At 64.3% G+C, this 22,753-nt stretch carries 19 protein-coding genes; 11 read left to right on the top strand and 8 right to left on the bottom strand.

Going from position 1 to position 22,753, the window contains the following annotated elements; translation table 11 throughout:
- Window positions 1–81: 81 nt before the first annotated feature.
- Both B2790_RS24715 and B2790_RS24710 read right to left on the bottom strand, forming a co-directional pair.
- On the bottom strand, window positions 82–1,707 hold the full coding sequence (locus B2790_RS24715; protein ID WP_025337804.1) for an ABC transporter substrate-binding protein: 1,626 nt from the start codon (window positions 1,705–1,707) through the stop codon (window positions 82–84).
- A gap of 392 nt (window positions 1,708–2,099) precedes the next feature.
- The gene (locus tag B2790_RS24710; RefSeq protein ID WP_286919983.1) at window positions 2,100–2,816 is read right to left on the bottom strand and encodes an SIMPL domain-containing protein; all 717 of its coding nucleotides are present in this window, start codon (window positions 2,814–2,816) and stop codon (window positions 2,100–2,102) included.
- Between the two features lie 202 nt (window positions 2,817–3,018).
- Here B2790_RS24710 and B2790_RS24705 point away from each other — a divergent pair, with 202 nt between their 5' ends.
- The 4 genes from B2790_RS24705 (at window position 3,019) to B2790_RS24690 (ending at window position 7,409) form a co-directional block, all read left to right on the top strand.
- Window positions 3,019–4,275, top strand: coding sequence for an ATP-binding protein (locus tag B2790_RS24705; RefSeq protein ID WP_025337805.1), 1,257 nt, complete (start codon window positions 3,019–3,021; stop codon window positions 4,273–4,275).
- Complete coding sequence (locus B2790_RS24700; protein ID WP_025337806.1) at window positions 4,275–4,835, top strand: response regulator transcription factor; 561 nt, start codon at window positions 4,275–4,277, stop codon at window positions 4,833–4,835. Before B2790_RS24705 ends, B2790_RS24700 begins: the two co-directional genes overlap by 1 nt.
- 217 nt (window positions 4,836–5,052) lie before the next feature.
- On the top strand, window positions 5,053–5,994 hold the full coding sequence (locus tag B2790_RS24695) for an AEC family transporter (protein ID WP_025337807.1): 942 nt from the start codon (window positions 5,053–5,055) through the stop codon (window positions 5,992–5,994).
- A 56-nt stretch (window positions 5,995–6,050) separates the two neighbouring features.
- A complete protein-coding gene (locus B2790_RS24690) occupies window positions 6,051–7,409 on the top strand; it encodes an amino acid permease (protein WP_013971058.1) in 1,359 nt (452 codons plus the stop codon).
- Window positions 7,410–7,510: 101 nt separating this feature from the next.
- Here the strand turns inward: B2790_RS24690 and B2790_RS24685 are convergent, their stop codons facing one another.
- The 6 genes from B2790_RS24685 to gatC form a co-directional block, all read right to left on the bottom strand.
- Window positions 7,511–7,882, bottom strand: a complete 372-nt coding sequence (locus B2790_RS24685) for a carboxymuconolactone decarboxylase family protein (protein ID WP_046615782.1) — start codon at window positions 7,880–7,882, stop codon at window positions 7,511–7,513.
- 10 nt (window positions 7,883–7,892) lie between these two features.
- Entirely contained in the window at window positions 7,893–8,936 is a 1,044-nt protein-coding gene (locus tag B2790_RS24680) for a calcium/sodium antiporter (RefSeq protein WP_286920002.1), read from the bottom strand.
- 60 nt (window positions 8,937–8,996) lie between these two features.
- Entirely contained in the window at window positions 8,997–9,377 is a 381-nt protein-coding gene (locus tag B2790_RS24675; protein WP_025337810.1) for a septal ring lytic transglycosylase RlpA family protein, read from the bottom strand.
- 136 nt (window positions 9,378–9,513) lie between these two features.
- A complete protein-coding gene (gatB, locus tag B2790_RS24670) occupies window positions 9,514–10,959 on the bottom strand; it encodes an Asp-tRNA(Asn)/Glu-tRNA(Gln) amidotransferase subunit GatB (RefSeq protein WP_286919982.1) in 1,446 nt (481 codons plus the stop codon).
- A gap of 11 nt (window positions 10,960–10,970) precedes the next feature.
- Window positions 10,971–12,422 (bottom strand): Asp-tRNA(Asn)/Glu-tRNA(Gln) amidotransferase subunit GatA, encoded by a 1,452-nt coding sequence (gene gatA / locus B2790_RS24665; RefSeq protein ID WP_024086328.1) that lies wholly within the window; start codon window positions 12,420–12,422, stop codon window positions 10,971–10,973.
- A 15-nt stretch (window positions 12,423–12,437) separates the two neighbouring features.
- Entirely contained in the window at window positions 12,438–12,725 is a 288-nt protein-coding gene (gene gatC / locus B2790_RS24660) for an Asp-tRNA(Asn)/Glu-tRNA(Gln) amidotransferase subunit GatC (RefSeq protein WP_003255165.1), read from the bottom strand.
- 205 nt (window positions 12,726–12,930) lie between these two features.
- Here gatC and mreB point away from each other — a divergent pair, with 205 nt between their 5' ends.
- The 7 genes from mreB (at window position 12,931) to B2790_RS24625 (ending at window position 22,751) form a co-directional block, all read left to right on the top strand.
- Complete coding sequence (mreB, locus tag B2790_RS24655) at window positions 12,931–13,968, top strand: rod shape-determining protein MreB (protein WP_003255163.1); 1,038 nt, start codon at window positions 12,931–12,933, stop codon at window positions 13,966–13,968.
- A 225-nt stretch (window positions 13,969–14,193) separates the two neighbouring features.
- On the top strand, window positions 14,194–15,210 hold the full coding sequence (gene mreC, locus B2790_RS24650) for a rod shape-determining protein MreC (RefSeq protein WP_414708605.1): 1,017 nt from the start codon (window positions 14,194–14,196) through the stop codon (window positions 15,208–15,210).
- Complete coding sequence (gene mreD, locus B2790_RS24645) at window positions 15,210–15,698, top strand: rod shape-determining protein MreD (protein WP_015269051.1); 489 nt, start codon at window positions 15,210–15,212, stop codon at window positions 15,696–15,698. The genes mreC and mreD overlap by 1 nt, the downstream gene beginning before the upstream one ends.
- A 33-nt stretch (window positions 15,699–15,731) precedes the next feature.
- Entirely contained in the window at window positions 15,732–16,463 is a 732-nt protein-coding gene (locus tag B2790_RS24640; protein ID WP_075043861.1) for a Maf family protein, read from the top strand.
- A gap of 54 nt (window positions 16,464–16,517) precedes the next feature.
- Complete coding sequence (gene rng, locus B2790_RS24635) at window positions 16,518–17,975, top strand: ribonuclease G (protein ID WP_013971067.1); 1,458 nt, start codon at window positions 16,518–16,520, stop codon at window positions 17,973–17,975.
- Window positions 17,976–18,057: 82 nt separating this feature from the next.
- Complete coding sequence (locus tag B2790_RS24630; RefSeq protein ID WP_286919981.1) at window positions 18,058–21,891, top strand: YhdP family protein; 3,834 nt, start codon at window positions 18,058–18,060, stop codon at window positions 21,889–21,891.
- An 8-nt stretch (window positions 21,892–21,899) separates the two neighbouring features.
- Window positions 21,900–22,751, top strand: a complete 852-nt coding sequence (locus B2790_RS24625) for a carbon-nitrogen hydrolase family protein (RefSeq protein WP_075043863.1) — start codon at window positions 21,900–21,902, stop codon at window positions 22,749–22,751.
- Window positions 22,752–22,753 lie beyond the last annotated feature (2 nt).

The following is a 22,753-nucleotide window of genomic DNA, read 5'->3' as shown; positions in this document are numbered from 1 at the left end:
CCGCTGCGGATGGCGGCGGGACGACATGAAAGGGTACGAGGATGGCGGGGCCCCCGCCGCTCGGCGGGTGCCTTGGCTAGCCTATTTGTCCACGCTGACGCCGTAGAAGGAGTTCAGCGCGAACGGGCTGATCTTGAAGTCCTTCACCTTGGCGCTCATGGGCTGGTACACGGTGGAGTGGGCGATCGGGGTGATCGGTACCTGCTCCTTGAGGATGTGCTGTGCCTGCTGGTACAGCTCGGTGCGCTTGGCCTGGTCGGAGGTGGCCTTGGCCTGCTTGATCAGGTCGTCGTAGGGCTTGTAGCACCACTTGGAGAAGTTGTTGCCGCTCATGGCGTCGCAGCCGTACAGGGTGCCCAGCCAGTTGTCCGGGTCGCCGTTGTCACCGCTCCAGCCGATCAGCATGGCGCCTTGTTCGCCGCCTTTGGAGCGCTTGATGTACTCGCCCCATTCATAGCTGACGATCTTCGCCTTGATGCCGACCTTGGCCCAGTCGGATTGCAGCATCTCGGCCATCAGCTTGGCATTGGGGTTGTACGGGCGTTGCACGGGCATCGCCCACAGGGTGATTTCGGTGCCTTCCTTGATGCCGGCTTCCTTGAGCAGCTGCTTGGCTTTCTCAGGGTCGAACGAGGCGTCCTTGATGCTGTCGTCATAGGACCACTGGGTCGGCGGCATGGCGTTGACCGCCAGTTGGCCGGCGCCCTGGTAGACCGACTCGATGATCTTTTTCTTGTCCACGGCCATGTCCAGCGCTTCACGGACTTTAAGCTGGGCCAGCGGGTTGGCCTCGTTGCTGCCCTTGACCTTGTCCATCACGTTGTAGGCGATGTAGCCGAGGTTGAAGCCGGCTTGTTGCGGCATCTGCAGCTTGGGGTCCTGCTTCAGCGGCTGGATGTCGGCCGGCCGCGGGAACAGGGTGACCTGGCACTCGTTCTTCTTCAGTTTCTGCATGCGCACCGAGGCGTCGGTGGTGATGGCGAAGATCAGGTTGTCGATCTTCACGTCATCGGGTTGCCAGTAGTCCTTGTTGCCCTTGAAGCGGATCTGCGCGTCTTTCTGGTACTTGCTGAACACGAACGGGCCGGTGCCGATCGGCTTCTGGTTGATGTCGGCGGCCTTGCCGTCCTTGAGCAGCTGGTCGGCGTATTCGGCGGACTGGATCGAGGCGAAGCTCATGGCCAGGTTCTGGATGAATGCGGCGTCGACTTCGTTGAGGGTGAACTTGACCGTGTGCTCGTCGAGCTTCTCCAGCTTGGCGATGTTCTTGTCCATGCCCATGTCGGTGAAGTACGGGAACTCGGTGGGGTAGGCCTTGCGGAACGGGTGGTTCTTGTCGAGCATGCGGTTGAAGGTGAACAGCACGTCGTCGGCGTTGAAGTTGCGGGTGGGCTTGAAGTAGTCGGTGGTGTGGAACTTGACCCCTTCGCGCAGGTGGAAGGTGTAGGTCTTTCCGTCGTCGGAGACTTCCCACTTGGTCGCCAGACCCGGGATGACTGCAGTGCCGCCACGTTCGAACTGGGTCAGGCGGTTGAACACGGTCTCGGCCGAGGCGTCGAAGTCAGTCCCTGTGGTGTATTGGCCTGGGTCGAAGCCGGCCGGGCTGCCTTCGGAGCAGAACACCAGGTTGGACGCGGCGAGGGCCGACGGTGCGCCGGAGAGCAAGCCTGCGCCTAGCAGGAACGGAATGACTGCGTGTTTGAGCATGGTGGCCTCATTGTTGTCATTTTTCGATTGAGGTGGCCTCGTGAGCCGACCTGCGGATACTTATGCAGGGGCTGTTACCAATGCAATATGCAGAGGGATAGTTGACGTCAGAAAAGTGGTACGGTCGTACATGGATGTCGCATTGATATAACTTCCAGGGAAGTTAAACGTTTGCGCAGGCAAAATGATGGCTTTTTGCGGGATGTTTCGAGGCGGGGTTAGTGTAGGAAGCACCTATTTGGTGCGTAGGAAAGGTCTGAATCTGCGTTTTTTCGACTGACCTCATCGCCGGCAAGCCAGCTCCCACAGGTACAACACAAGGGCTGAAACCTGTGGTGTATCTGTGGGAGCTGGCTTGCCGGCGATAGGGGCGCAATGCGCCCCCGGCGAACTCAAGGCATCTGCACTTCGATCAGGCCATCGGCATTCATGCTCACTTCACTGGTCCCGGCCTCGATATCCGGCGCCGGTGCCGACTCATCAGCCCCCATGGCCTTCATCGCCATCGGTGCACTGCGCAGGTACGGGCGTGGGTAACCGCTGCTGTTGAGGTTCAGGCTGACCACTTTGTAGCCCTTGCCACCCAGCGCTTCGGTAGCCAGCTGGGCGCGCGCCTTGAAGGCATCCACCGCATCCTTGAGCAGTGCATCCTCGCTGGCCTTGCGCGTGGCCGGGGCGATGGAGAAGTCCATGCCACCCATCTTCAGCTCTTGCAGCAGGTCGGCGGTCAGCTGCGACAGGGCCGGGAAGTTGGCGCCTTCCAGGCGCAGCTCGGCGCGCTCGCGCCAGCCGGTGATCTTCTGGCCCTTGCTGTCATACACCGGGTAGCTGTTGCGGCTGCCCTGGCTGATCTTCACGTCCTTGACCTGGCGCGACTGCTGTACGGCCTTGTTCATGGTTTCGGTGATCTGCTTGGCGAGCTTGCCCGGGTCGGTGTTCTGCGCTTCGCTGTACAGGGTAACGACCATCAGGTCACGCGCCACTTCCTTGCTGACTTCGGCACGCAGCGAGACCTGGTTGTAGCGCGGCTCATCGGCAGCCAGCGCCGGCAGGCTGGCGAGCAGGCCGCAGGACAGGATCAGGGCGGTGCCGCGACGTGGGATTTGCATGTGGTACTCCTTGGCAATATAAGGCGTGGGTTGTGGTCATCCATTCCACGCATGGCCCATCAGACCGGCAACAGTGTAGTGGGTTCAAAAGTGCCATCATCAACCTGTGACAAAGTGTGGCGCTTTGCCGCATCGCTGCAGCGAGGCGCCTGGCTTCGGTATACTCCAGCCGATTTTTCTGGAGCACTCATCAGGAGAGCTCATGCTCGCCGCCGTACAACCGCTGTCCGCTACTCGCCAGAACCTCTGGCGCCTGACCGTCATTCGGGTCCTGGTCCTGGCTGCCCAGGCCGGCTCCGTGGGCGTCGCCTACTGGACCGAACTGCTGCCCTTGCCCTGGCTGTCGCTTGCCGGCACCTTGGCCTTGTCTTCGCTGCTGTGCGCCTTCACGGCCCTGCGCCTGCGCCTGTCGTTGCCGGTCACCGAGCTGGAGTACGCCCTGCAACTGGCCTGCGACCTGCTGATCCACAGTGCCTTGCTGTATTACTCCGGCGGCTCGACCAACCCGTTCGTGTCGTATTACCTGGTGCCGCTGGCGATCGCCGCGGTGACCTTGCCGTGGTTGTATTCGCTGATTCTCTCGGGCATTGCCCTGACCGCCTACAGCCTGCTGCTGGTGCAGTTCTACCCGCTCGAAGGCCTGCCGATGGCGCGGGACAAGATGCAGGTGTACGGCATGTGGTTGAGCATTGCCCTGGCCGCCGCAGTGATCACCTTCTTTGCCGCGCGCATGGCCGAAGAGCTGCGCCGCCAGGAGCAGCTGCGTTCCGAGCGGCGTGAAGAAAGCCTGCGCGACGAGCAGCTGCTGGCCGTGGCCACCCAGGCCGCCGGTGCCGCCCATGAGCTGGGCACGCCGTTGGCGACCATGAGCGTGCTGCTGAACGAAATGCGCCAGGACCACGCCGACCCGCTGCTGCAGGAAGACCTGCAGATCCTTCAGGACCAGGTGAAGCTGTGCAAGGAAACCCTGCAACAGCTGGTACGCGCCGCCGAAGCCAACCGCCGCCTGGCCGTGGTGGAGCAGGACGTGACGGCCTGGCTGGACGAAGCGCTCAACCGTTGGCACCTGATGCGCCCGGAAGCCAGCTACCGCTTCCAGCGCCTGCGCGACGGCCAGGTGCCGCGTCTGACCCCGCCGCCGGACCTGACCCAGGCGCTGTTGAACCTGTTGAACAATGCCGCCGATGCCTGCCCCGATGACCTTGAAGTGCGCCTGGACTGGGACGCCCATGACATCGTCATCAGCATCCGTGACCATGGCCCCGGCGTGCCGCCGGCCATCGCCGAAGCCATCGGCAAACCCTTCATTACCACCAAAGGCAAAGGCTTCGGCCTGGGCCTGTTCTTGAGCAAGGCCAGCGTGACCCGTGCGGGCGGCTCGGTGAAACTCTATAGTCATGAACAGGGTGGCACCCTGACCGAACTGCGCCTGCCCTATGGCAAGCGAGGAGATGAATGATGAGCGAAGAAAACCAGGTCGAAGGCGAAGAGCTGCCGCACCTGCTGCTGGTGGATGACGATGCCACCTTCACCCGGGTCATGGCCCGGGCCATGAGCCGCCGCGGTTTCCGCGTGAGCACCGCCAGCTCTGCCGAGGAAGGGTTGATCCTGGCCCAGCAGGACCTGCCGGACTACGCCACGCTGGACCTGAAGATGGACGGCGACTCCGGGCTGGTGCTGTTGCCCAAGCTGCTGGAGCTGGACCCGGAAATGCGCGTGGTGATCCTGACCGGTTACTCGAGCATTGCCACCGCGGTGGAAGCGGTCAAGCGCGGTGCCTGCAACTACCTGTGCAAGCCGGCCGATGCCGATGATGTGCTGGCGGCGCTGCTGTCGGAGCACACCGACCTGGACACCCTGGTGCCGGAAAACCCGATGTCGGTCGACCGCCTGCAGTGGGAACACATCCAGCGGGTGCTGAACGAGCACGAAGGCAATATCTCGGCCACCGCCCGGGCGCTGGGCATGCACCGGCGGACCTTGCAGCGCAAACTGCAGAAGCGCCCGGTTCGGCGCTGATTCCTGCTGGGCTTGTACCGGCCCTTTCGCGGGCTTGCCCGCTCCCACAGGTACTGCACAGGTCTTGCGGCTTGTGTAATACCTGTGGGAGCGGGCAAGCCCGCGAAGAGGCCGGTACTGACAGAAATTTCTCTGTAATACCCCGCGATCCCCGCAAGTCCCGGCCGTTGGCGTATCATTAGCCCCCTAACGGCAACCCCTCCAGGATCGCTTGCGCATGCTCGCCCTTCTTATCCAGACACTGAACATCACGGCCCCGGTCTTCGCCATGCTGTTCATGGGCGTGCTGCTCAAACGTATTCGCCTGATCGACGACAATTTCAACCGCGTCGCCTCGCAGCTGGTGTTCAACGTGTGCATGCCGGCGCTGCTGTTCCTCGGCATCTATCACGCCGACCTGGCCACGGCGGTCAAACCCGGCGTCCTTCTCTATTTCGTCGTCGCCACCCTGGCCGGCTTCGCCATTGCCTGGGGCCTGGCCATCTGGCGCAGCCCGCTGGCCGACCGGGGCATCTATACCCAAGGCGCATTCCGCGGCAACAACGGTGTGATCGGCCTGGCCCTGGCCGCCAGTCTCTATGGCGACTACGGCATCTCCCTGGGTGCGGTGCTCGCCGGCCTGGTCATCCTCATGTACAACTCGCTGTCGGCAGTGGTGCTGGCGGTGTACAGCCCGGACCTGAAGTCCGACCCGTGGAGCATTTGCAAGAGCATCCTCAGCAACCCGCTGATCATCAGTGTGCTGGTGGCCACGCCCATGGCGTACGGCCAGGTGCCACTGCCCAACTGGCTGCTGACCTCGGGCGACTACCTGGCGCAGATGACCCTGCCGCTGGCGCTGATCTGCATCGGTGGCACGCTGTCGCTGGCGGCGCTGCGCGACAGTGGCAGGCTGGCCATCGACGCCAGCCTGGTGAAGATGGTCTGGCTACCGCTGCTCGGCACCCTCGGCGCCTGGCTATGCGGCTTCCGCGGGGCCGAGCTGGGTATCCTGTTCCTGTACATCGGCAGCCCGACCGCAGCGGCCAGCTACGTCATGGCGCGGGCGGCCAACGGCAACCATGAGCTGGCGGCGTCGATCATCGTGATTACCACGCTAATGGCGGCGATCACCACCAACATTGGTATTTTCATCTTGCAGTGGGGCGGATGGATCTAGATCCTTGACTGCAAACAACACAAAAAACACAGCCTCACTGAGCTAAAGGACACTTCATGCAAGACCAGAGCACGCCCGAGCGGTTACAGCGCGGGCTGAAGAATCGCCATATCCAGCTGATCGCGCTGGGCGGGGCCATTGGTACCGGGTTGTTCCTGGGCATCGCCCAGACCATCCAGCTGGCCGGCCCTTCCGTCCTGCTGGGCTACGCCATTGCCGGCCTGATGGCCTTCCTGATCATGCGCCAGCTCGGCGAAATGGTGGTGGAAGAGCCGGTGGCCGGCAGCTTCAGCCACTTCGCCCACCAGTACTGGAGCGAGTTCGCCGGCTTCGTCTCGGGCTGGAACTACTGGGTGGTGTACGTACTGGTCGGCATGGCCGAGCTGACAGCGGTGGGTATCTACGTGCAGTACTGGTGGCCCGGCTTCCCCACCTGGGCCACGGCGGCGATCTTCTTCGTGGTGATCAACCTGATCAACCTGACCCAGGTGAAGGTCTACGGCGAGATGGAGTTCTGGTTCGCCCTGGTCAAGGTGGTGGCCATCGTCAGCATGATCGGCTTCGGCGCCTGGCTGCTGACCAGCGGCCATGGCGGCCCAGACGCCAGCGTGGCCAACCTCTGGCAGTACGGCGGCTTCTTCCCCAACGGCGTCACCGGCCTGGTGATGGCACTGGCAGTGATCATGTTCTCGTTCGGTGGCCTGGAGCTGGTGGGCATTACCGCCGCCGAGGCCGACAACCCGCGTCAGAGCATCCCCAAGGCCACCAACCAGGTGGTGTACCGCATCCTCATCTTCTATATCGGTGCCCTGGCGGTGCTGCTGTCGCTGTACCCGTGGCAGAAGGTGGTGCAGGGTGGCAGCCCGTTCGTGATGATCTTCCACGAACTGGACAGTGACCTGGTGGCGACCATCCTCAATATCGTGGTGCTGACGGCCGCGCTGTCGGTGTACAACAGCTGCGTGTACGCCAACAGCCGCATGCTGTTCGGCCTGGCCAGCCAGGGCGACGCTCCGCGTCAGTTGCTGAAGGTAAGCCGTAGCGGCGTGCCGCTGACCGCATTGGGTGTGTCGGCTTTCGCCACCGGGCTGTGCGTGCTGATCAACTACCTGATGCCGGGTGAAGCCTTTGGTTTGCTGATGGCCCTGGCGGTGTCGGCGCTGGTGATCAACTGGGCGAGCATCAGCATCACCCACCTGAAGTTCCGCAAGGCCAAGCTGGCGGCCGGGATTACCCCGTTCTACAAAAGCTGGGGGCACCCGGTCACCAACTACCTGTGCCTGGCGTTCATCGTGCTGATCCTGGTGGTGATGTACCTGACCCCGCCGATTCGCATCTCGGTGATGCTGATTCCGGGGTGGATCTTGGTGCTGTGGGTGGCCTTCAAGATGAAGAAGGCTCGCCAGGCCAGGTAGGTAACACAGTACCGGCCTCTTCGCGGGCACGCCCGCTCCCACAGGTACTGCACAGGTCTCAGAGCCTGTAGGGTGCCCGCGAAGAGGCCGGTACAGGCTACCTATTGATAACTGTCGATCACTTCCTGTGCCGCACGGAACGCATCAATCGCCGCCGGCACCCCCGCATACACCGCGCAATGCAGCAGCGCTTCGCGAATCTCCTCCACCGTACAGCCATTGTTCAGCGCCCCGCGCACATGCCCCTTGAGTTCCTGCGGGCACTTCAGTGCGGTCAGCGTGGCCAGGGTAATCAGGCTGCGGGTTTTCAACGGCAGCCCGTCGCGGGCCCACACGCTGCCCCAGGCATGTTCGTTGACGAAGTCCTGCAGCGGTTGGGTAAAGTCGGTGGCATTGCCCAGGGCGCGGTCGACGAACGCATCGCCCATCACCTGGCGCCGAATCTGTTCGCCGGTTTTCTTGCTATCAGCCATGTTGTTTTCCTTAGTGTTGGCGACGCCAGGCTCGTACGGTGGTGTACAGCAACACCATGGCGAGCACCGGCAGTACGTAGAACAGCATCAACCGCTCCAGGCGGCCGGCCAGTGGCATGCCCATGGTGAACGCCGCCACGTGCAGCCCATAGGCCAGGTACAGGCAGAGGAACACCAGGCCTTCGGCGCGGGTGATACGGTAACCGGAATAGAACACCGGCAGGCTCAGCGCAGCAACACCCAGCATTACTGGCAGGTCGAAAGCCAAGGCGTTGGGCGAGATCGACAGCGGCTCGGGAGTGACCAGTGCTGTCAGGCCCAGCACCGCCAGCAGGTTGAACAGGTTGCTGCCTATCACCGTGCCCACGGCGATTTCCCGTTCACCGCGCAGGGCGGCGATCAGCGCAGCGGCCAGTTCCGGCAGGGAAGTGCAGATGGCAACGACGGTCAGGCCGATGATGCGCTCGGACAGCCCCAGGTCGGTGGCCACCTCCACGGCGGCTTCCAGCAACAAGTGACCCGCCAGGCTCAGCAGGCCCAGGCCGGCCAGCACCTGCAGCAGCGTGCCCGACCAGAAGCGCCCGGTGCTGCTGGTGACGGTGGCCGGTGCGGGGTACGTGCGGGCGTAGTGGCGCGACTGGTGCCAAAGCATTGCCAGGTAGCCGACCAGGCCGGTCAGCAGCAACACCCCTTCGACCCGGCCCAGGTGGCCGTTGGCGGATAACGCGTAGACCAGGCCGCTGGCGATGATCATCAGTGGAATGTCCAGGCGCACCAGTTGCCGCGACACACGCAGCGGGATGATCAGTGCGGCCAGGCCGAGAATGACCAGTACGTTGAAGATGTTGCTGCCGATCACGCTGCCCACCGCCACATCCGGCGCGCCCTGGTAGGCGGCCTGCAGGCTCACGGTCAGTTGCGGGGCAGTGCTGCCGAAGGCCACCAGGCTCAGGCCGATGATCAGCGGGCGTACGTGCAGGCGCTGGGCCAGGCGCAGGGCTGCGCGTACCAGCAGTTCGGCACCGCCGACCAGCAACAGCAGGGCGATGCCCAGTTGCAGGAGGCTGGAGGTCGGAAGGGTAGCCAGGTCGAAAATGGTCGGACTCCTGTCGCGTCAGTCGCTAAGCCCTTGTACTCGCACGCGCGCGGTTCCGCTACGGATCATGCCGATTTTTTCTGCGGCGGCACGTGAAAGATCGATCAGGCGGCCGCGGGTATGTGGGCCACGGTCGTTGATGCGCACCACGACGCTGCGCTGGTTGGCCAGGTTGGTAACCCGTACCCGGGTGCCGAAGGGCAGGCTGCGGTGGGCGGCGGTGAGGCCATGCTGGTTGAACGGTTCGCCGCTGGCGGTGCGTTTGCCGTGGTGGCGCGCGCCGTAATAGGAAGCGGTGCCGGTCTTGTCGTAACCGTCGGGGTCGACGTCGATGTCCTGGCTGGCACAGCCGGCCAGCAAGGAGAAGAGGGCGAGGGTGCTCAGGGATCGCTTTAGCAAGTCAGGAGGTCTCCAGTGCAGCCATTCGCGGGCTTGCCCGCTCCCACAGGTATATCACCGCCTGTGAAAGCGGCGCAGTACCTGTGGGAGCGGGCAAGCCCGCGAACGAGGGCAAAGCCCTCGCAGCATATTCAAATCACCCTTCGAGCTTGGCCTTGAGCAATTGGTTCACTTGCCCCGGGTTGGCCTTGCCTTTGGAGGCTTTCATCGCCTGGCCGACGAAGAAGCCGAACATCTTGCCGCGCTTGGCCTCGTCGGCTGCGCGGTACTGTTCGACCTGCTCGGCGTTGGCCGCCAGCACTTCGTCGAGCATCTTGTCGATCGCACCGGTATCGGTGACCTGCTTCAGGCCTTTGCTTTCGATGATGCTGTCGGCATCGCCTTCACCAGCGGCCATGGCCTCGAACACAGTCTTGGCGATCTTGCCGCTGATGGTGTTGTCGCGGATACGCAGCAGCATGCCGCCCAGCTGTGCGGCGCTGACCGGCGCCTGGTCGATCTCGATGCCCAGCTTGTTCAGCAGGCTGCCCAGCTCGACCATGACCCAGTTGGCTGCCAGCTTGGCATCGCCACCGATCTTCACCACTTCCTCGAAGTAGTCCGCCTGTTCGCGGCTGGAAGCCAGCACGTTGGCGTCGTAGGCCGACAGGCCGTACTGGTTCTGGAAGCGCTCGACCTTCTGCGTCGGCAGTTCCGGCAAGCCGGCGCGGACGGTTTCGAGGAAGCTGTCCTCGATCACCACCGGCAGCAGGTCCGGGTCGGGGAAGTAACGGTAGTCGTTGGCTTCCTCCTTGCTGCGCATGGAGCGGGTCTCGTCCTTGTTCGGGTCGTACAGGCGGGTTTCCTGTACCACCTTGCCGCCGTCCTCGATCAGGTCGATCTGGCGCTGGATCTCGCTGTTGATCGCGCGCTCGATGAAGCGGAACGAGTTGACGTTCTTGATCTCGCAGCGGGTGCCGAACTCGGCCTGGCCTTTCGGGCGGATCGACACGTTGCAGTCGCAACGCAGCGAGCCTTCGGCCATGTTGCCGTCACAGATGCCCAGGTAACGCACCAGCGCGTGGATCGCCTTGACGTAGGCCACGGCTTCCTTGGCGCTGCGCATGTCAGGCTCGGAGACGATTTCCAGCAGCGGGGTGCCGGCACGGTTAAGGTCGATGCCGGTGGAGCCGCTGAAGTCTTCGTGCAGGCTCTTGCCGGCGTCTTCTTCCAGGTGCGCGCGGGTTACCCCGATGCGCTTGATGGTGCCGTTTTCCAGGGCGATGTCCAGGTGGCCCTTGCCGACGATCGGCAGGTCCATCTGGCTGATCTGATAGCCCTTGGGCAGGTCCGGGTAGAAGTAGTTCTTGCGCGCGAACACGTTGCGCTTGCCGATCTCGGCATCGATGGCCAGGCCGAACATGCACGCCATGCGCACGGCTTCCTGGTTCAGCACCGGCAGTACGCCAGGCATGCCCAGGTCAACCAGGCTGGCCTGGGTGTTCGGTTCGGAACCGAAGGTGGTGGCGCTGCCGGAGAAGATCTTCGACTGGGTGGCGAGCTGAGTGTGGATTTCCAGCCCGATCACAACTTCCCATTGCATGTGTGAATTCCTCAGAAGCCGTTGGGGGCGCGGGTGTGCCAGTCGGTCACTTGCTGGTAGCGGTGCGCGACGTTGAGCAGGCGGCCTTCCTGGAAGTATGGCGCCAGCAGCTGCACGCCGACTGGCAGGCCATCGACGAAGCCGGCCGGCATCGACAAGCCCGGCAGGCCCGCCAGGTTGGCGGTGATGGTGTAGACGTCTTCAAGGTAGGCGGCGACCGGATCGCTGCTCTTGGCGCCGAGTTTCCAGGCCGGGTTTGGCGTGGTCGGGCCGAGGATCAGGTCGACGTCGTTGAAGGCAGCCATGAAGTCGTTCTTGATCAGGCGGCGGATCTGCTGCGCCTTCACGTAGTAGGCGTCGTAGTAGCCGGCCGACAGGGCGTAGGTGCCGACCATGATGCGGCGCTGCACTTCGACACCGAAGCCTTCGCCACGCGAACGCTTGTACAGGTCGGTGAGGTCTTTCGGGTTTTCGCAGCGGTAGCCGAAGCGCACGCCGTCGAAACGCGACAGGTTGGACGAGGCCTCAGCGGGGGCGATCACGTAGTAGGCCGGGATGGCGTGCTGCATGTTCGGCAGGCTGATTTCCTTGACCACCGCGCCGAGCTTTTCCAGTTCCTTGACGCTGGCCTGGACCAGGTCGGCGATGCGTGGGTCGAGGCCGGCACCGAAGTACTCCTTCGGCAGGCCGATGCGCAGGCCCTGCAGCGAAGCATTCAGGTTGGCGCTGTAGTCCGGCACCGGCTCTTCGATGCTGGTGGAGTCCTTGGCGTCGAAACCAGCCATGCCTTGCAGCAGCAGGGCGCAGTCTTCGGCGGTACGGGCCAGCGGGCCACCCTGGTCGAGGCTGGAGGCGTAGGCGATCATGCCCCAGCGCGACACGCGGCCGTAGGTCGGCTTGAGGCCGGTGAGGTTGGTCAGTGCCGCCGGTTGGCGGATCGAGCCGCCGGTGTCGGTGCCGGTGGTGGCTGGCAGCAGGCGCGCAGCCACTGCCGCGGCCGAACCGCCCGACGAGCCGCCCGGGACGTGCTCGAGGTTCCATGGGTTCTTCACCGCGCCGTAGTGGCTGGATTCGTTGGCCGAACCCATGGCGAATTCGTCCATGTTGGTCTTGCCCAGGGTGACCATGCCGGCTTCGGCCAGCTTGGCAACCACGGTGGCGTCATACGGCGCCTTGAAGTTGTCGAGCATCTTCGAGCCGCAGCTGGTGCGTACGCCGTTGGTGCAGAACAGGTCCTTGTGGGCGATCGGGGCACCCAGCAGCGCGCCGGTTTCGCCGGCGGCGCGACGGGCGTCGGCGGCACGCGCCTGGCCCAGGGCCAGGTCTTCGGTGACGCTGATGAAGCTGTTGATCTGCGGGTCGAGCTGCTTGATGCGCGCCAGCAGGGCGCCGGTCAGCTCTTCGGAGGAAAACGACTTGTCGGCGAGTCCGCGGGCGATCTCGGCCAGGGTCAATTGATGCATGGCAGGCTCTATCCCTTACTCGATGACTTTGGGAACCAGGTACAGACCGCTTTCGGTCGACGGCGCGATGGCCTGGTAGGCGTCGCGCTGGTTGCTTTCGGTGACCTGGTCGGGACGCAGGCGCTGGCTGGCCTCCAGGGGGTGGGCCAGTGGCTCGATGCCGGTAGTGTCGACCGCTTGCATCTGGTCGACCAGCCCGAGAATGCTGTTCAGTGCGTCAGTAATGCGTGGCAGTTCGCCATCATTCAGGCCCAGACGGGCCAGATGGGCGATCTTTTCCACGTCGCAGCGTTCAAGCGCCATGGGGATCTCCAGGGGAAACAAAGACCGGAATTTGGGTCCGCAGTGAGGAACATGTCAGCTTTCTGGCGGTCTAACGGCCGCGAAATTCTGCTGGCGTGCTCGGAAAAACAGCCAATTTAACATATTGGCTCCTTGCCCAAAATCCCTGCCATTGTTAGAGTTTGCCGCACTTTTTTACCCACGCTTTCCCCAGGGTCACTTTCCCATGTTCAAGAAACTGCGTGGCATGTTTTCCAGCGATCTGTCCATCGACCTGGGTACTGCCAACACCCTTATTTACGTGCGTGAGCGCGGTATCGTCCTGAATGAGCCCTCGGTTGTTGCCATCCGTACCCATGGCAACCAGAAAAGCGTCGTCGCCGTCGGTACCGAAGCCAAGCGCATGCTGGGCCGTACGCCTGGCAACATTGCTGCCATTCGTCCGATGAAGGACGGCGTCATCGCCGACTTCAGCGTTTGCGAAAAAATGTTGCAATATTTTATCAACAAGGTTCACGAGAACAGCTTCCTGCAGCCGAGCCCGCGCGTGCTGATCTGCGTGCCGTGCAAGTCGACCCAGGTAGAGCGCCGCGCCATTCGCGAATCGGCGCTGGGTGCCGGTGCACGTGAAGTGTTCCTGATCGAAGAGCCGATGGCCGCCGCCATCGGTGCCGGCCTGCCGGTCGAAGAAGCCCGCGGTTCGATGGTCGTCGATATCGGTGGTGGTACCACTGAAATCGCGCTCATCTCCCTGAACGGCGTGGTCTATGCCGAATCCGTCCGCGTTGGCGGCGACCGCTTCGATGAAGCCATTGTCACCTACGTGCGCCGCAACTACGGCAGCCTGATCGGCGAGTCCACCGCCGAGCGCATCAAGCAGGAAATCGGTACCGCCTACCCGGGCGGCGAAGTACGCGAAGTCGACGTGCGCGGCCGCAACCTGGCCGAGGGCGTACCGCGTGCCTTCACCCTGAACTCCAACGAAGTGCTCGAAGCGCTGCAGGAGTCCCTGGCGACCATCGTCCAGGCGGTCAAGAGTGCCCTGGAGCAATCGCCGCCCGAGCTGGCTTCGGACATCGCCGAGCGTGGCCTGGTGCTGACCGGTGGTGGCGCCCTGCTGCGTGACCTGGACAAGCTGTTGGCCCAGGAAACCGGCCTGCCGGTGATCGTCGCCGAAGACCCGCTGACCTGTGTCGCCCGTGGCGGTGGTCGCGCCCTGGAGATGATGGACAAGCACGCGATGGACCTGCTCTCCAGCGAGTGATTCCGCTCGCTGTTCACGAGCCCCGGTTTACAGGTAGTACGCACAGTGCTACCTGTATGTGCTGGGCTGGCGCCCGTTCGGGGCGCCGTATCCATCAACCCGCAACCAGGCTGGTGCGTTGTCCCATGTCCAATGACCTCCTGAGTCGTCCACGAGGAACGGCCCATTAAACCGCTTTTCTCCAAGGGCCCTTCGCTGGGCGTTCGCCTGCTCGTCCTGGTGGTGATGTCGGTCGCGTTGATGGTTGTCGACGCGCGCTTCGACGTGCTCAAACCAGTGCGCAGCCAGATGGGCCTGGTACTCATGGAGTCGTACTGGATCACCGACCTGCCGCAGCGTGCGTGGCAAGGTGTGGCCGGCCAGTTCGGCAGCCGCACCGAACTGATCGCCGAGAACGAAAAGCTCAAGACCGAAGCCCTGCTGCTGCAGGGGCGCCTGCAGAAGCTGGCGGCCCTGACCGAGCAGAACGTGCGCCTGCGCGAACTGCTCAACTCCTCGGCGCTGGTCAACGAAAAGGTCGAAGTGGCCGAGCTGATCGGTGTCGACCCCAACCCGTTCACCCACCGCATCCTGATCAACAAGGGCGAGCGTGATGGCGTGTTCCTTGGCCAGCCGGTGCTCGATGCCCGTGGCCTGATGGGCCAGGTGGTCGAGCTGATGCCCTACACCTCGCGGGTACTGTTGCTGACCGATACCACCCATAGCATCCCGGTGCAGGTCAACCGCAACGGCCTGCGCGCCATCGCCAGCGGCACCGGCAACCCGGAGCGCCTGGAGCTGCGCCATGTGGCCGATACCGCCGACATCAAGGAAGGCGACTTGCTGGTCAGTTCTGGCATGGGGCAACGGTTCCCGGCCGGCTACCCGGTGGCCACGGTCAACGAAGTGATCCACGATTCCGGCCAGCCGTTCGCCATCGTTCGTGCCATCCCTACCGCCGCGCTCAACCGCAGCCGCTACATGCTGCTGGTGTTCAGCGACCGGCGCAGCCCGGAACAGCGCGCCACCGATGCCGCCATTGCTCAGGAAGAGGCTGACCGCAAGGGCACCTCGGCCGCAGGCCAGCCGGCCACGACGGGCGAGCAGGGCGCACCAGCTGGCAGCGCCCCTGCCACGCCGGCCACACCAGCGGCCACACCAGCGACCCTGGCAGCCCCGGCTGCGCAGCCTGCAGCTCCGGCAGCCGCCCCTGCCACGCCGGCTGCCGCGCCTGCCGCACCCGCTCACACCCGGAGGCAATGATGGCTGCATCACGCCGCAACAACGGCTGGGTCATCTGGCTGACTTTCGCCATCGGCCTGCTGCTCAGCGTCTCGCCCATGCCGCAGTTCATGGAAGTGTTCCGGCCCATGTGGCTGGCCTTGCTGGTGTCGTTCTGGACCCTCGCCGTACCGAACAAGGTCGGCATGACCACCGCGTTCGTGCTGGGCCTGGCCGAGGATGTGCTGTACGGCACCCTGCTGGGGCAGAACGCGCTGATCCTCACTCTCATCACCTTCCTGGTGCTGTCCTTGCAGCAGCGCCTGCGCATGTTCCCCATGTGGCAGCAGAGCCTGGTGATCCTGGTGATTTTCGGCATTGCCCAGCTGATCCAGCTGTGGCTCAGCGCGCTGACCGGCAACCGCCTGCCCACCTTGGCGCTGGTCTGGTCGGCGGTGATCAGTGCCTTGCTCTGGCCGTGGATCAGCTTCGCCCTGCGCGACCTGCGCCGACGCTTGCATATCAACTGACGGCGCCGCCGCGACTGACAGGGAGATGTCTGCATGACCCCGCTATACCTGGCCTCCGGCTCGCCCCGTCGTCGTGAACTGCTAGCCCAGATCGGTGTTCCGTTCAGCGTCGTCAGTGCCCCCATCGATGAAACCCCATTGCCTGATGAAAGCGCCCCGGCCTACGTCGAGCGCCTGGCCCGGGCCAAGGCTGCCGCTGGCCTGGCCAGCCTGGAACATCCAGTGCAGGCCATTCGCGGGCATGCCCGCTCCCACAGGTCCGATGATGGCCTGGAGGGCAGCGCCGTCCCTGTGGGAGCGGGCGCGCCCGCGAATAGCCACACCGCGGCCCTGGAAAATCGGGCTGTGGTGCTGGGTGCAGACACTGCCGTGGTGCTCGATGGTCGTATTCTCGGCAAACCGGAAAACCGCGAAGATGCCCTGGCCATGCTGGCCGACCTTTCGGGCCGCGAGCACCAGGTATTGACCGCGGTCGCCCTGAGCGATGGCCAGCGCGTGCACAGCCTGTGCGTCACCAGCAAGGTGCGCTTCCGTGCAATCAGCGCCGAGGAAGCGCAACGCTACTGGGCCAGCGGCGAGCCCGCGGACAAGGCCGGCGGCTATGCCATCCAGGGCTTGGGCGCGGTGTTCGTCACCGGCCTTTCCGGCAGCTACTCGGCGGTGGTCGGCTTGCCCCTCAGTGAAACGGCCGAACTGCTCGGCCAATTCGGCATTGCCTGCTGGCAATCGCCTGCGCATACGCCAGAGGTAACAAACCAGCGGTAGCCAGCACTGCATACGCCATCCATCATTATCCAAGACCTTTGACGAGAGCCTGCCATGAGTGAAGAGATCCTGATCAACATCACCCCGATGGAGTCGCGCGTGGCGGTGGTGGAAAACGGGGTGCTGCAGGAAGTGCATGTCGAGCGCACCCAGCGCCGGGGCATCGTCGGCAATATCTACAAAGGCAAGGTGGTGCGAGTGCTGCCGGGCATGCAGGCGGCCTTCGTCGACATCGGCCTGGAGCGCGCGGCATTCATCCATGCCTCGGAAATATCCCAGCGCGAAGGCTCGGCGGTAGAGAACATCACCGCCCTGGTGCACGAGGGCCAGGCCCTGGTGGTGCAGGTGACCAAGGACCCGATCGGCACCAAGGGCGCGCGCCTGACCACCCAGCTGTCGATCCCGTCGCGCTACCTGGTGTACATGCCGCGCAGCAGCCATGTCGGCATTTCCCTGAAGATCGAAGACGAAGCCGAGCGCGAGCGCCTCAAGCAGGTGGTCAGCGACTGCATGGAAAGCGAGAACATCAAGGACGCCGGTGGCTTCATCCTGCGTACCGCCGCTGAAGGTGCACGCGCTGAAGAGATCCTGCAGGACATTCGCTACCTGCGCCGCCTGTGGGAGCAGATCGGCACCCAGATCAAGACCTGCGGTGCGCCCACGGTCATCTACGAGGACCTGGGCCTGGCCCTGCGTACCTTGCGCGACCTGGTCAACCCGAAGATCGAGAAGATCCGCATCGACTCGCGGGAAACCTTCCAGAAGACCACGCAGTTCGTTGGCGAGCTGATGCCGGAAATCGCTGACCGCCTCGAGCATTACCCGGGCGAACGGCCGATCTTCGACCTGTACGGCGTCGAGGACGAGATCCAGCGCGCACTGGAGCGCAAGGTACCGCTGAAGTCCGGTGGCTACCTGGTGGTCGACCCCGCTGAAGCGATGACCACCATCGATGTGAACACCGGCGCCTTCGTCGGTCATCGCAACCTTGAAGAGACCATCTTCAAGACCAACCTCGAGGCCGCCACTGCCATCGCCCGGCAACTGCGCCTGCGCAATATCGGCGGCATCATCATCATCGACTTCATCGACATGGAAGACGAGGAGCACCAGCGCCAGGTGCTGCGCACCCTGGAAAAGCAGCTGGAGCGCGATCACGCCAAGACCAATATCATCGGCATCACCGAGCTGGGCCTGGTGCAGATGACCCGCAAGCGCACGCGGGAAAGCCTGGAACAGGTGCTGTGCGAGCCCTGCCTGGCCTGTCAGGGCCGTGGCAAGCTTAAAACCCCCGAGACCATCTGTTACGAAATCTTCCGCGAGATCCTGCGCGAGGCCCGTGCCTACCAGGCCGAAGGCTACCGCGTGCTGGCCAACCAGAAGGTGGTCGACCGGTTGCTGGATGAAGAGTCCGGTAACGTCGCGGAACTGGAGGCCTTCATCGGCCGAACCATTCGTTTCCAGGTGGAGTCGATGTATTCGCAGGAACAATACGATGTGGTGCTGCTCTGAGTCCTTCTGAAGCGCGCCGCGGGTGGCCCGGGCTGGCAAAACCGGGACGACGGGCCATCATGGATAAACGACCTGGAGGGCCATGGCCATGGGACGTCTGACCCGCGTTCTTGTCGCTTTGACCCGCTGGGGGCTGGGCGTTTGCGCCCTGCTGGCGGTACTGGTGGCACTGTATGTCAGCCTCGGCCGCGAACTGGTGCCGTTGGTGGCCGAGTACCGCGCCGATGTGGAAAGCAAGGCCGAGCAGGCTTTGGGCCTGCCCGTGCACGTCGGTGCCCTGGAAGGCCGCTGGAGCGGCCTGGCACCGGTGCTGCGGGTGCGCGACCTGCAACTGGGCGAGGGGGCCACGGCCCTGCGCCTGGATGACGTCAAGGTGGTACCCGATGTCTGGGCCAGCCTCACCGCCCGCGAGGTACGCCTGGCACGCATTCAGTTGGGCGGCCTGCAACTGATCCTGCGCGAGAACGAGCAGGGCGCCTGGAGCCTCGAAGGCCTGCCGAAGAAGGACGATACGCCACTCGACCCCGCCGAGTTGTTACAGCGCCTGCGCCAGTTGGGCCGCATCGATGTGTTCGACAGCCAGGTCACCCTGCACCCCTGGCAGCGCGACCCGTTGACCCTGACTTATGTGAGCGTCGGCCTGCAGGCCGGGGCTTCGCGCCATGCCCTGGACCTGCGTGCGACCCTGCCCGATGGCCAGCCCCTGTCGCTGAACCTGCGCAGTCGTGCCTCGGCCAACGCCTGGCGCGACGGCCAGGTCGAAGCCTACCTGAGCCTGCCACAGAGTGACTGGGCGCGTTGGCTGCCGCCACGCTTGCTGGGCCAGTGGCATGCCGACGCCTTGCGGGCGGGCGGCGAGTTCTGGGTCGACTGGCGCAAGGGGCAGTTGCAGCAGGCCGTCGTACGCCTCAATGCACCGGAGCTGCAGGGCGCCTATGCCGGGCGCAAGGCGGCCAAGCTGAACAACCTGGCTCTGGGCGCCTGGTTCCAGCGCCGGGAGCAAGGCTTCGATGTGGTGGTCGACTCCCTGGCCATGGATGTCGGCAAGACCCGTTGGGAGTCGCACCTGCAATTGCAGCAGCGTCCAGGCGAGGACGCTGCCGCGGAAAGCTGGCAAGTGCAGGCCGACCGCCTCGACCTCACACCGTTGACCCCGCTGATCGATGCCTTGGCGCCGCTGCCGGACAAGGTCATGGCCGTGGTCGATGGCCTGAAGGTGACCGGCGCGCTGCGCAATGTGCGCCTGGAGGCCCGGCCCAAGGCCGAGGGTGACCAGCGCCTGCAGTTCGAAGCCAACCTGGAGAAGGTCGGCTTCGATGCCTATCACAATGCCCCGGCAGCCGGTAACGTCAGCGGCAGCATCAGCGGTGACCTTGGCCATGGCGAACTGCGCCTTGATACCGATGCGTTCATGCTGCATCTGTACCCGATCTTCGCCAAACCCTGGCACTACCAGAAGGCCAATGCGCGCCTGACCTGGGCCTTGGACAAGGAAGGTTTCACCCTGGTCGCGCCTTACCTCAAGGTGCTCGGCGAGGAGGGCAAGATCGCCGGTGACTTCCTCATTCGCCTGTTGTTCGAAGAGGGTCGCGAGGACTACATGGACCTGCGCGTCGGCCTGACCGAAGGCGATGGCCGCTACACCGCCAAGTACCTGCCCGAGGTGCTCAGCCCAGCCCTCGACGAATGGCTGCGCAGTGCGATCGTCAAAGGCACGGTGGACGAAGGCTACTTCCAGTACCAGGGCTCGCTGAACCATGGCGTCGCGCCGGAAGCCCGCAGCATCAGCCTGTTCTTCAAGGTGCGTGATGCGGCCCTGGACTTCCAGCCGGGCTGGCCGCAGGTTCAGCATGTGGATGGCGATGTGTTCATCGAGGACAGCGGTGTGCGCATCAAGGCCCAGCGTGGCGTACTGCTCGACACCAAGGTCAGTGATGTGAGCGTCGATATCCCGCATGTCGACCAGGGCCAGCAAAGCCACCTGTACCTCGATGGCGACTTCGACGGCAGCCTGGGCGATGGCCTGAAGGTCCTCAAGGAAGCGCCAATAGGCACTGGCGAGATCTTCGCTGGCTGGGAGGGCGAGGGGCCGCTCAAGGGCAAGGTCAAGCTCGACATTCCGCTGGCCCACGGGCAGCGGCCGAAAGTGCAGGTGGACTTTGCCACCGACGATGCACGGTTGAAGGTGGCGCCGCCGAGCCTGGAGTTGAGCCGCCTGAAGGGTGACTTCAGTTTTGATTTGGACAAGGGCCTGAGCGGTAAGGGCATCAGCCTGCAGGCCTTCGGCAAGCCGGTAACGGCGCAAATCACCGCCGAAGGCCAGCCCGGGCAGATGCAGACACGCGTCAACGCCAGCGGCCAGGTATCGCTCAAGGCATTGACCGACTGGCTGCAGTTCAACCAGGCCTTGCCGGCTTCCGGCGACCTGCCGTACCAGTTGCAGGTCAGCCTGGGTAGCCGGGACAACCGCCTGAGCGTCAATTCCAGTCTCAAGGGCCTGGCCATCGACCTGCCAGCCCCGTTCGGCAAGGCAGCGTCCGATACCCGTGACACCCGTTTCAGCATGACCCTGCAGGGGCCGGAGCGGCGCTTCGATGTCGCCTACACCGACCTTGCCCGCTTTGCCTACGCCGCGCCGGCCGAGAAGCTGGGGCAGGGCCGTGGCGAGTTGCTGCTGGGCGCCGGTGACGCCCAGGTACCTGGCGGCCAGGGCCTGCGAGTGCGCGGGCACCTGGAGGCGCTGGACCTGGGGCCTTGGCAGGAACAGGCGGCGCGCCTGGCCGGTAACGACCCGGGCGGAAGCGCGCGGCAGAACCTGCAAGGCGTCGACCTGAGCATCGGCCAGCTGAAAGCCTTTGGCCTGGACCTGAACCAGGCCGTGGTGCGCCTGGCCCGTGGTGGCCCCGCCTGGGATTTGCGCCTCGACAGCAAGGAAATCATTGGCAACGCCCGGGTGCCGGATGCCAAGGGCGCGCCCATGGTCGTGCGCATGCAGACCTTGCGCCTGCCCGCCGCCAGCGCTGCTGAAAAGCAGGCCGAGGCACAGGCAGAGGAGGGCCCCGACCCGCTGGCCTCGTTCGACCCGCGCAAGGTGCCGGCGCTGGACCTGAGCATCGACAAGCTCTATCGCGGTGACGACCTGTACGGCAGTGCGTCGCTCAAGCTGCGGCCGACCGCGCGAGGCGTGACCGCCAGCGACATCGACCTCGACTTCAAAGGCCTGCGTATCGATGGTGGCGGCGGCTGGGAAGGCGAACCGGGCAGCACCAGCAGCTGGTACAAAGGGCGCCTGGACGGCAAGAACCTGGCGGATGTGCTCAAGGCCTGGGGCTTTGCCCCGACCGTGACCAGCCGCGACTTCCGCCTGGATGTGGATGGCCGATGGCCGGGTTCGCCGGCCTCGGTGAGCCTCAAGCGCTTCTCTGGCAGCATGGACGCAGCGCTGCGCACCGGCCAGTTCGTCGAGGTCGAAGGCAGTGCCCAGGCGCTGCGGGTGTTCGGCCTGTTGAACTTCAACTCCATCGGCCGGCGCTTGCGCCTGGACTTCTCCGACCTGTTCGACAAGGGCCTGGCCTACGACCGGGTCAAAGGCTTGCTGGTGGCCAGTAACGGTGTCTATGTGACCCGCGAGCCAATCGCCGTGACTGGCCCGTCGAGCAACTTCGAGCTGGACGGTACCCTGGACCTGGTACGCGACCGGGTCGATGCCAACCTGCAGGTGAGCCTGCCAGTGACCAACAACCTGCCGCTGGCGGCCTTGATTGTCGGCGCGCCGGCCGTGGGTGGGGCGCTGTTCCTGGTCGACCGGCTGATCGGCGACCGTGTGTCGCGCTTTGCCAGCGTGCACTACCGTGTCGAAGGTCCGGTGAAAGAGCCTAGAATCACATTTGTGAAACCTTTCGAGAAATCCCGCTAGGAGTGCCCATGAAGGCAGCTGTAATCCAGATGGTCAGCCAGGACGATGTGCTGGCCAACCTGCAGCGCGCCGGTGCCCTGCTGGAGCAGGCCGCCTTTGGCGGTGCACGGCTGGCCGTGCTGCCAGAAAACTTCGCCGCCATGGGCCGCAAGGACGCCGCTGCCATCGGCCGCGCCGAAGCGTTGGGCGAAGGGCCGATCCTGCCATGGTTGAAACGTACCGCCCGCGACCTCAAGTTATGGATTGTCGCTGGTACCTTGCCATTGCCACCGGTCGGCCAGCCTGAAGCCAAGGCGCATGCCTGCTCGCTGTTGATCGACGAACACGGTGAGGTAGCGGCACGCTATGACAAGCTGCACCTGTTCGATGTGGACGTTGCCGACAACCGTGGCCGTTACCGCGAGTCTGACGACTATGCCCACGGCGCCCAGGTAGTGGTGGCTGATACGCCGGTGGGGCGGCTGGGGCTGAGCGTGTGCTACGACCTGCGCTTCCCCGAACTGTACAGCGCACTGCGCGCCGCTGGTGCGGAACTGATCACTGCGCCGGCCGCCTTCACTGCGGTAACGGGCGCGGCGCACTGGGAAGTGCTGGTGCGCGCCCGGGCCATCGAGACCCAGTGCTACCTGCTGGCTGCGGCACAGGGCGGCACTCACCCGGGGCCACGGGAAACCCATGGCCATGCGGCGATCGTCGACCCCTGGGGGCGCATCGTCGCGGAACAGGCGCAAGGTGAAGCGGTACTGCTCGCCGAGCGCGACATTGACGAACAAGCGTCCATCCGGGCGCGCATGCCGGTGGTATCGCACCGGCGCTTTTTCTCGCAGGGCGCGTTGCGGCCTGCGCACACCTCGGAGTGACT

This window comes from Pseudomonas sp. UBA6753, assembly GCF_002453565.1.
GTDB classification, from domain to species: domain Bacteria; phylum Pseudomonadota; class Gammaproteobacteria; order Pseudomonadales; family Pseudomonadaceae; genus Aquipseudomonas; species Aquipseudomonas putida_Z.
Note: the sequence above shows the minus strand (reverse complement) of the source record. Positions and strands in the feature narration are given on the sequence as shown.

Excerpts from the sequence above, each read along its gene's own strand:
- rng (WP_013971067.1), top strand. The coding sequence starts at position 16,518 with ATGAGTGAAGAGATCCTGATCAACATCACCCCGATGGAGTCGCGCGTG.
- B2790_RS24630 (WP_286919981.1), top strand. The coding sequence starts at position 18,058 with ATGGCCATGGGACGTCTGACCCGCGTTCTTGTCGCTTTGACCCGCTGG.
- mreD (WP_015269051.1), top strand. The coding sequence starts at position 15,210 with ATGGCTGCATCACGCCGCAACAACGGCTGGGTCATCTGGCTGACTTTC.
- B2790_RS24685 (WP_046615782.1), bottom strand. The coding sequence starts at position 7,882 with ATGGCTGATAGCAAGAAAACCGGCGAACAGATTCGGCGCCAGGTGATG.
- B2790_RS24715 (WP_025337804.1), bottom strand. The coding sequence starts at position 1,707 with ATGCTCAAACACGCAGTCATTCCGTTCCTGCTAGGCGCAGGCTTGCTC.
- B2790_RS24710 (WP_286919983.1), bottom strand. The coding sequence starts at position 2,816 with ATGCAAATCCCACGTCGCGGCACCGCCCTGATCCTGTCCTGCGGCCTG.
- gatA (WP_024086328.1), bottom strand. The coding sequence starts at position 12,422 with ATGCATCAATTGACCCTGGCCGAGATCGCCCGCGGACTCGCCGACAAG.
- B2790_RS24700 (WP_025337806.1), top strand. The coding sequence starts at position 4,275 with ATGAGCGAAGAAAACCAGGTCGAAGGCGAAGAGCTGCCGCACCTGCTG.
- gatB (WP_286919982.1), bottom strand. The coding sequence starts at position 10,959 with ATGCAATGGGAAGTTGTGATCGGGCTGGAAATCCACACTCAGCTCGCC.
- mreB (WP_003255163.1), top strand. The coding sequence starts at position 12,931 with ATGTTCAAGAAACTGCGTGGCATGTTTTCCAGCGATCTGTCCATCGAC.
- B2790_RS24705 (WP_025337805.1), top strand. The coding sequence starts at position 3,019 with ATGCTCGCCGCCGTACAACCGCTGTCCGCTACTCGCCAGAACCTCTGG.
- B2790_RS24640 (WP_075043861.1), top strand. The coding sequence starts at position 15,732 with ATGACCCCGCTATACCTGGCCTCCGGCTCGCCCCGTCGTCGTGAACTG.
- B2790_RS24690 (WP_013971058.1), top strand. The coding sequence starts at position 6,051 with ATGCAAGACCAGAGCACGCCCGAGCGGTTACAGCGCGGGCTGAAGAAT.
- gatC (WP_003255165.1), bottom strand. The coding sequence starts at position 12,725 with ATGGCGCTTGAACGCTGCGACGTGGAAAAGATCGCCCATCTGGCCCGT.
- B2790_RS24695 (WP_025337807.1), top strand. The coding sequence starts at position 5,053 with ATGCTCGCCCTTCTTATCCAGACACTGAACATCACGGCCCCGGTCTTC.
- B2790_RS24625 (WP_075043863.1), top strand. The coding sequence starts at position 21,900 with ATGAAGGCAGCTGTAATCCAGATGGTCAGCCAGGACGATGTGCTGGCC.
- mreC (WP_414708605.1), top strand. The coding sequence starts at position 14,194 with ATGTCGGTCGCGTTGATGGTTGTCGACGCGCGCTTCGACGTGCTCAAA.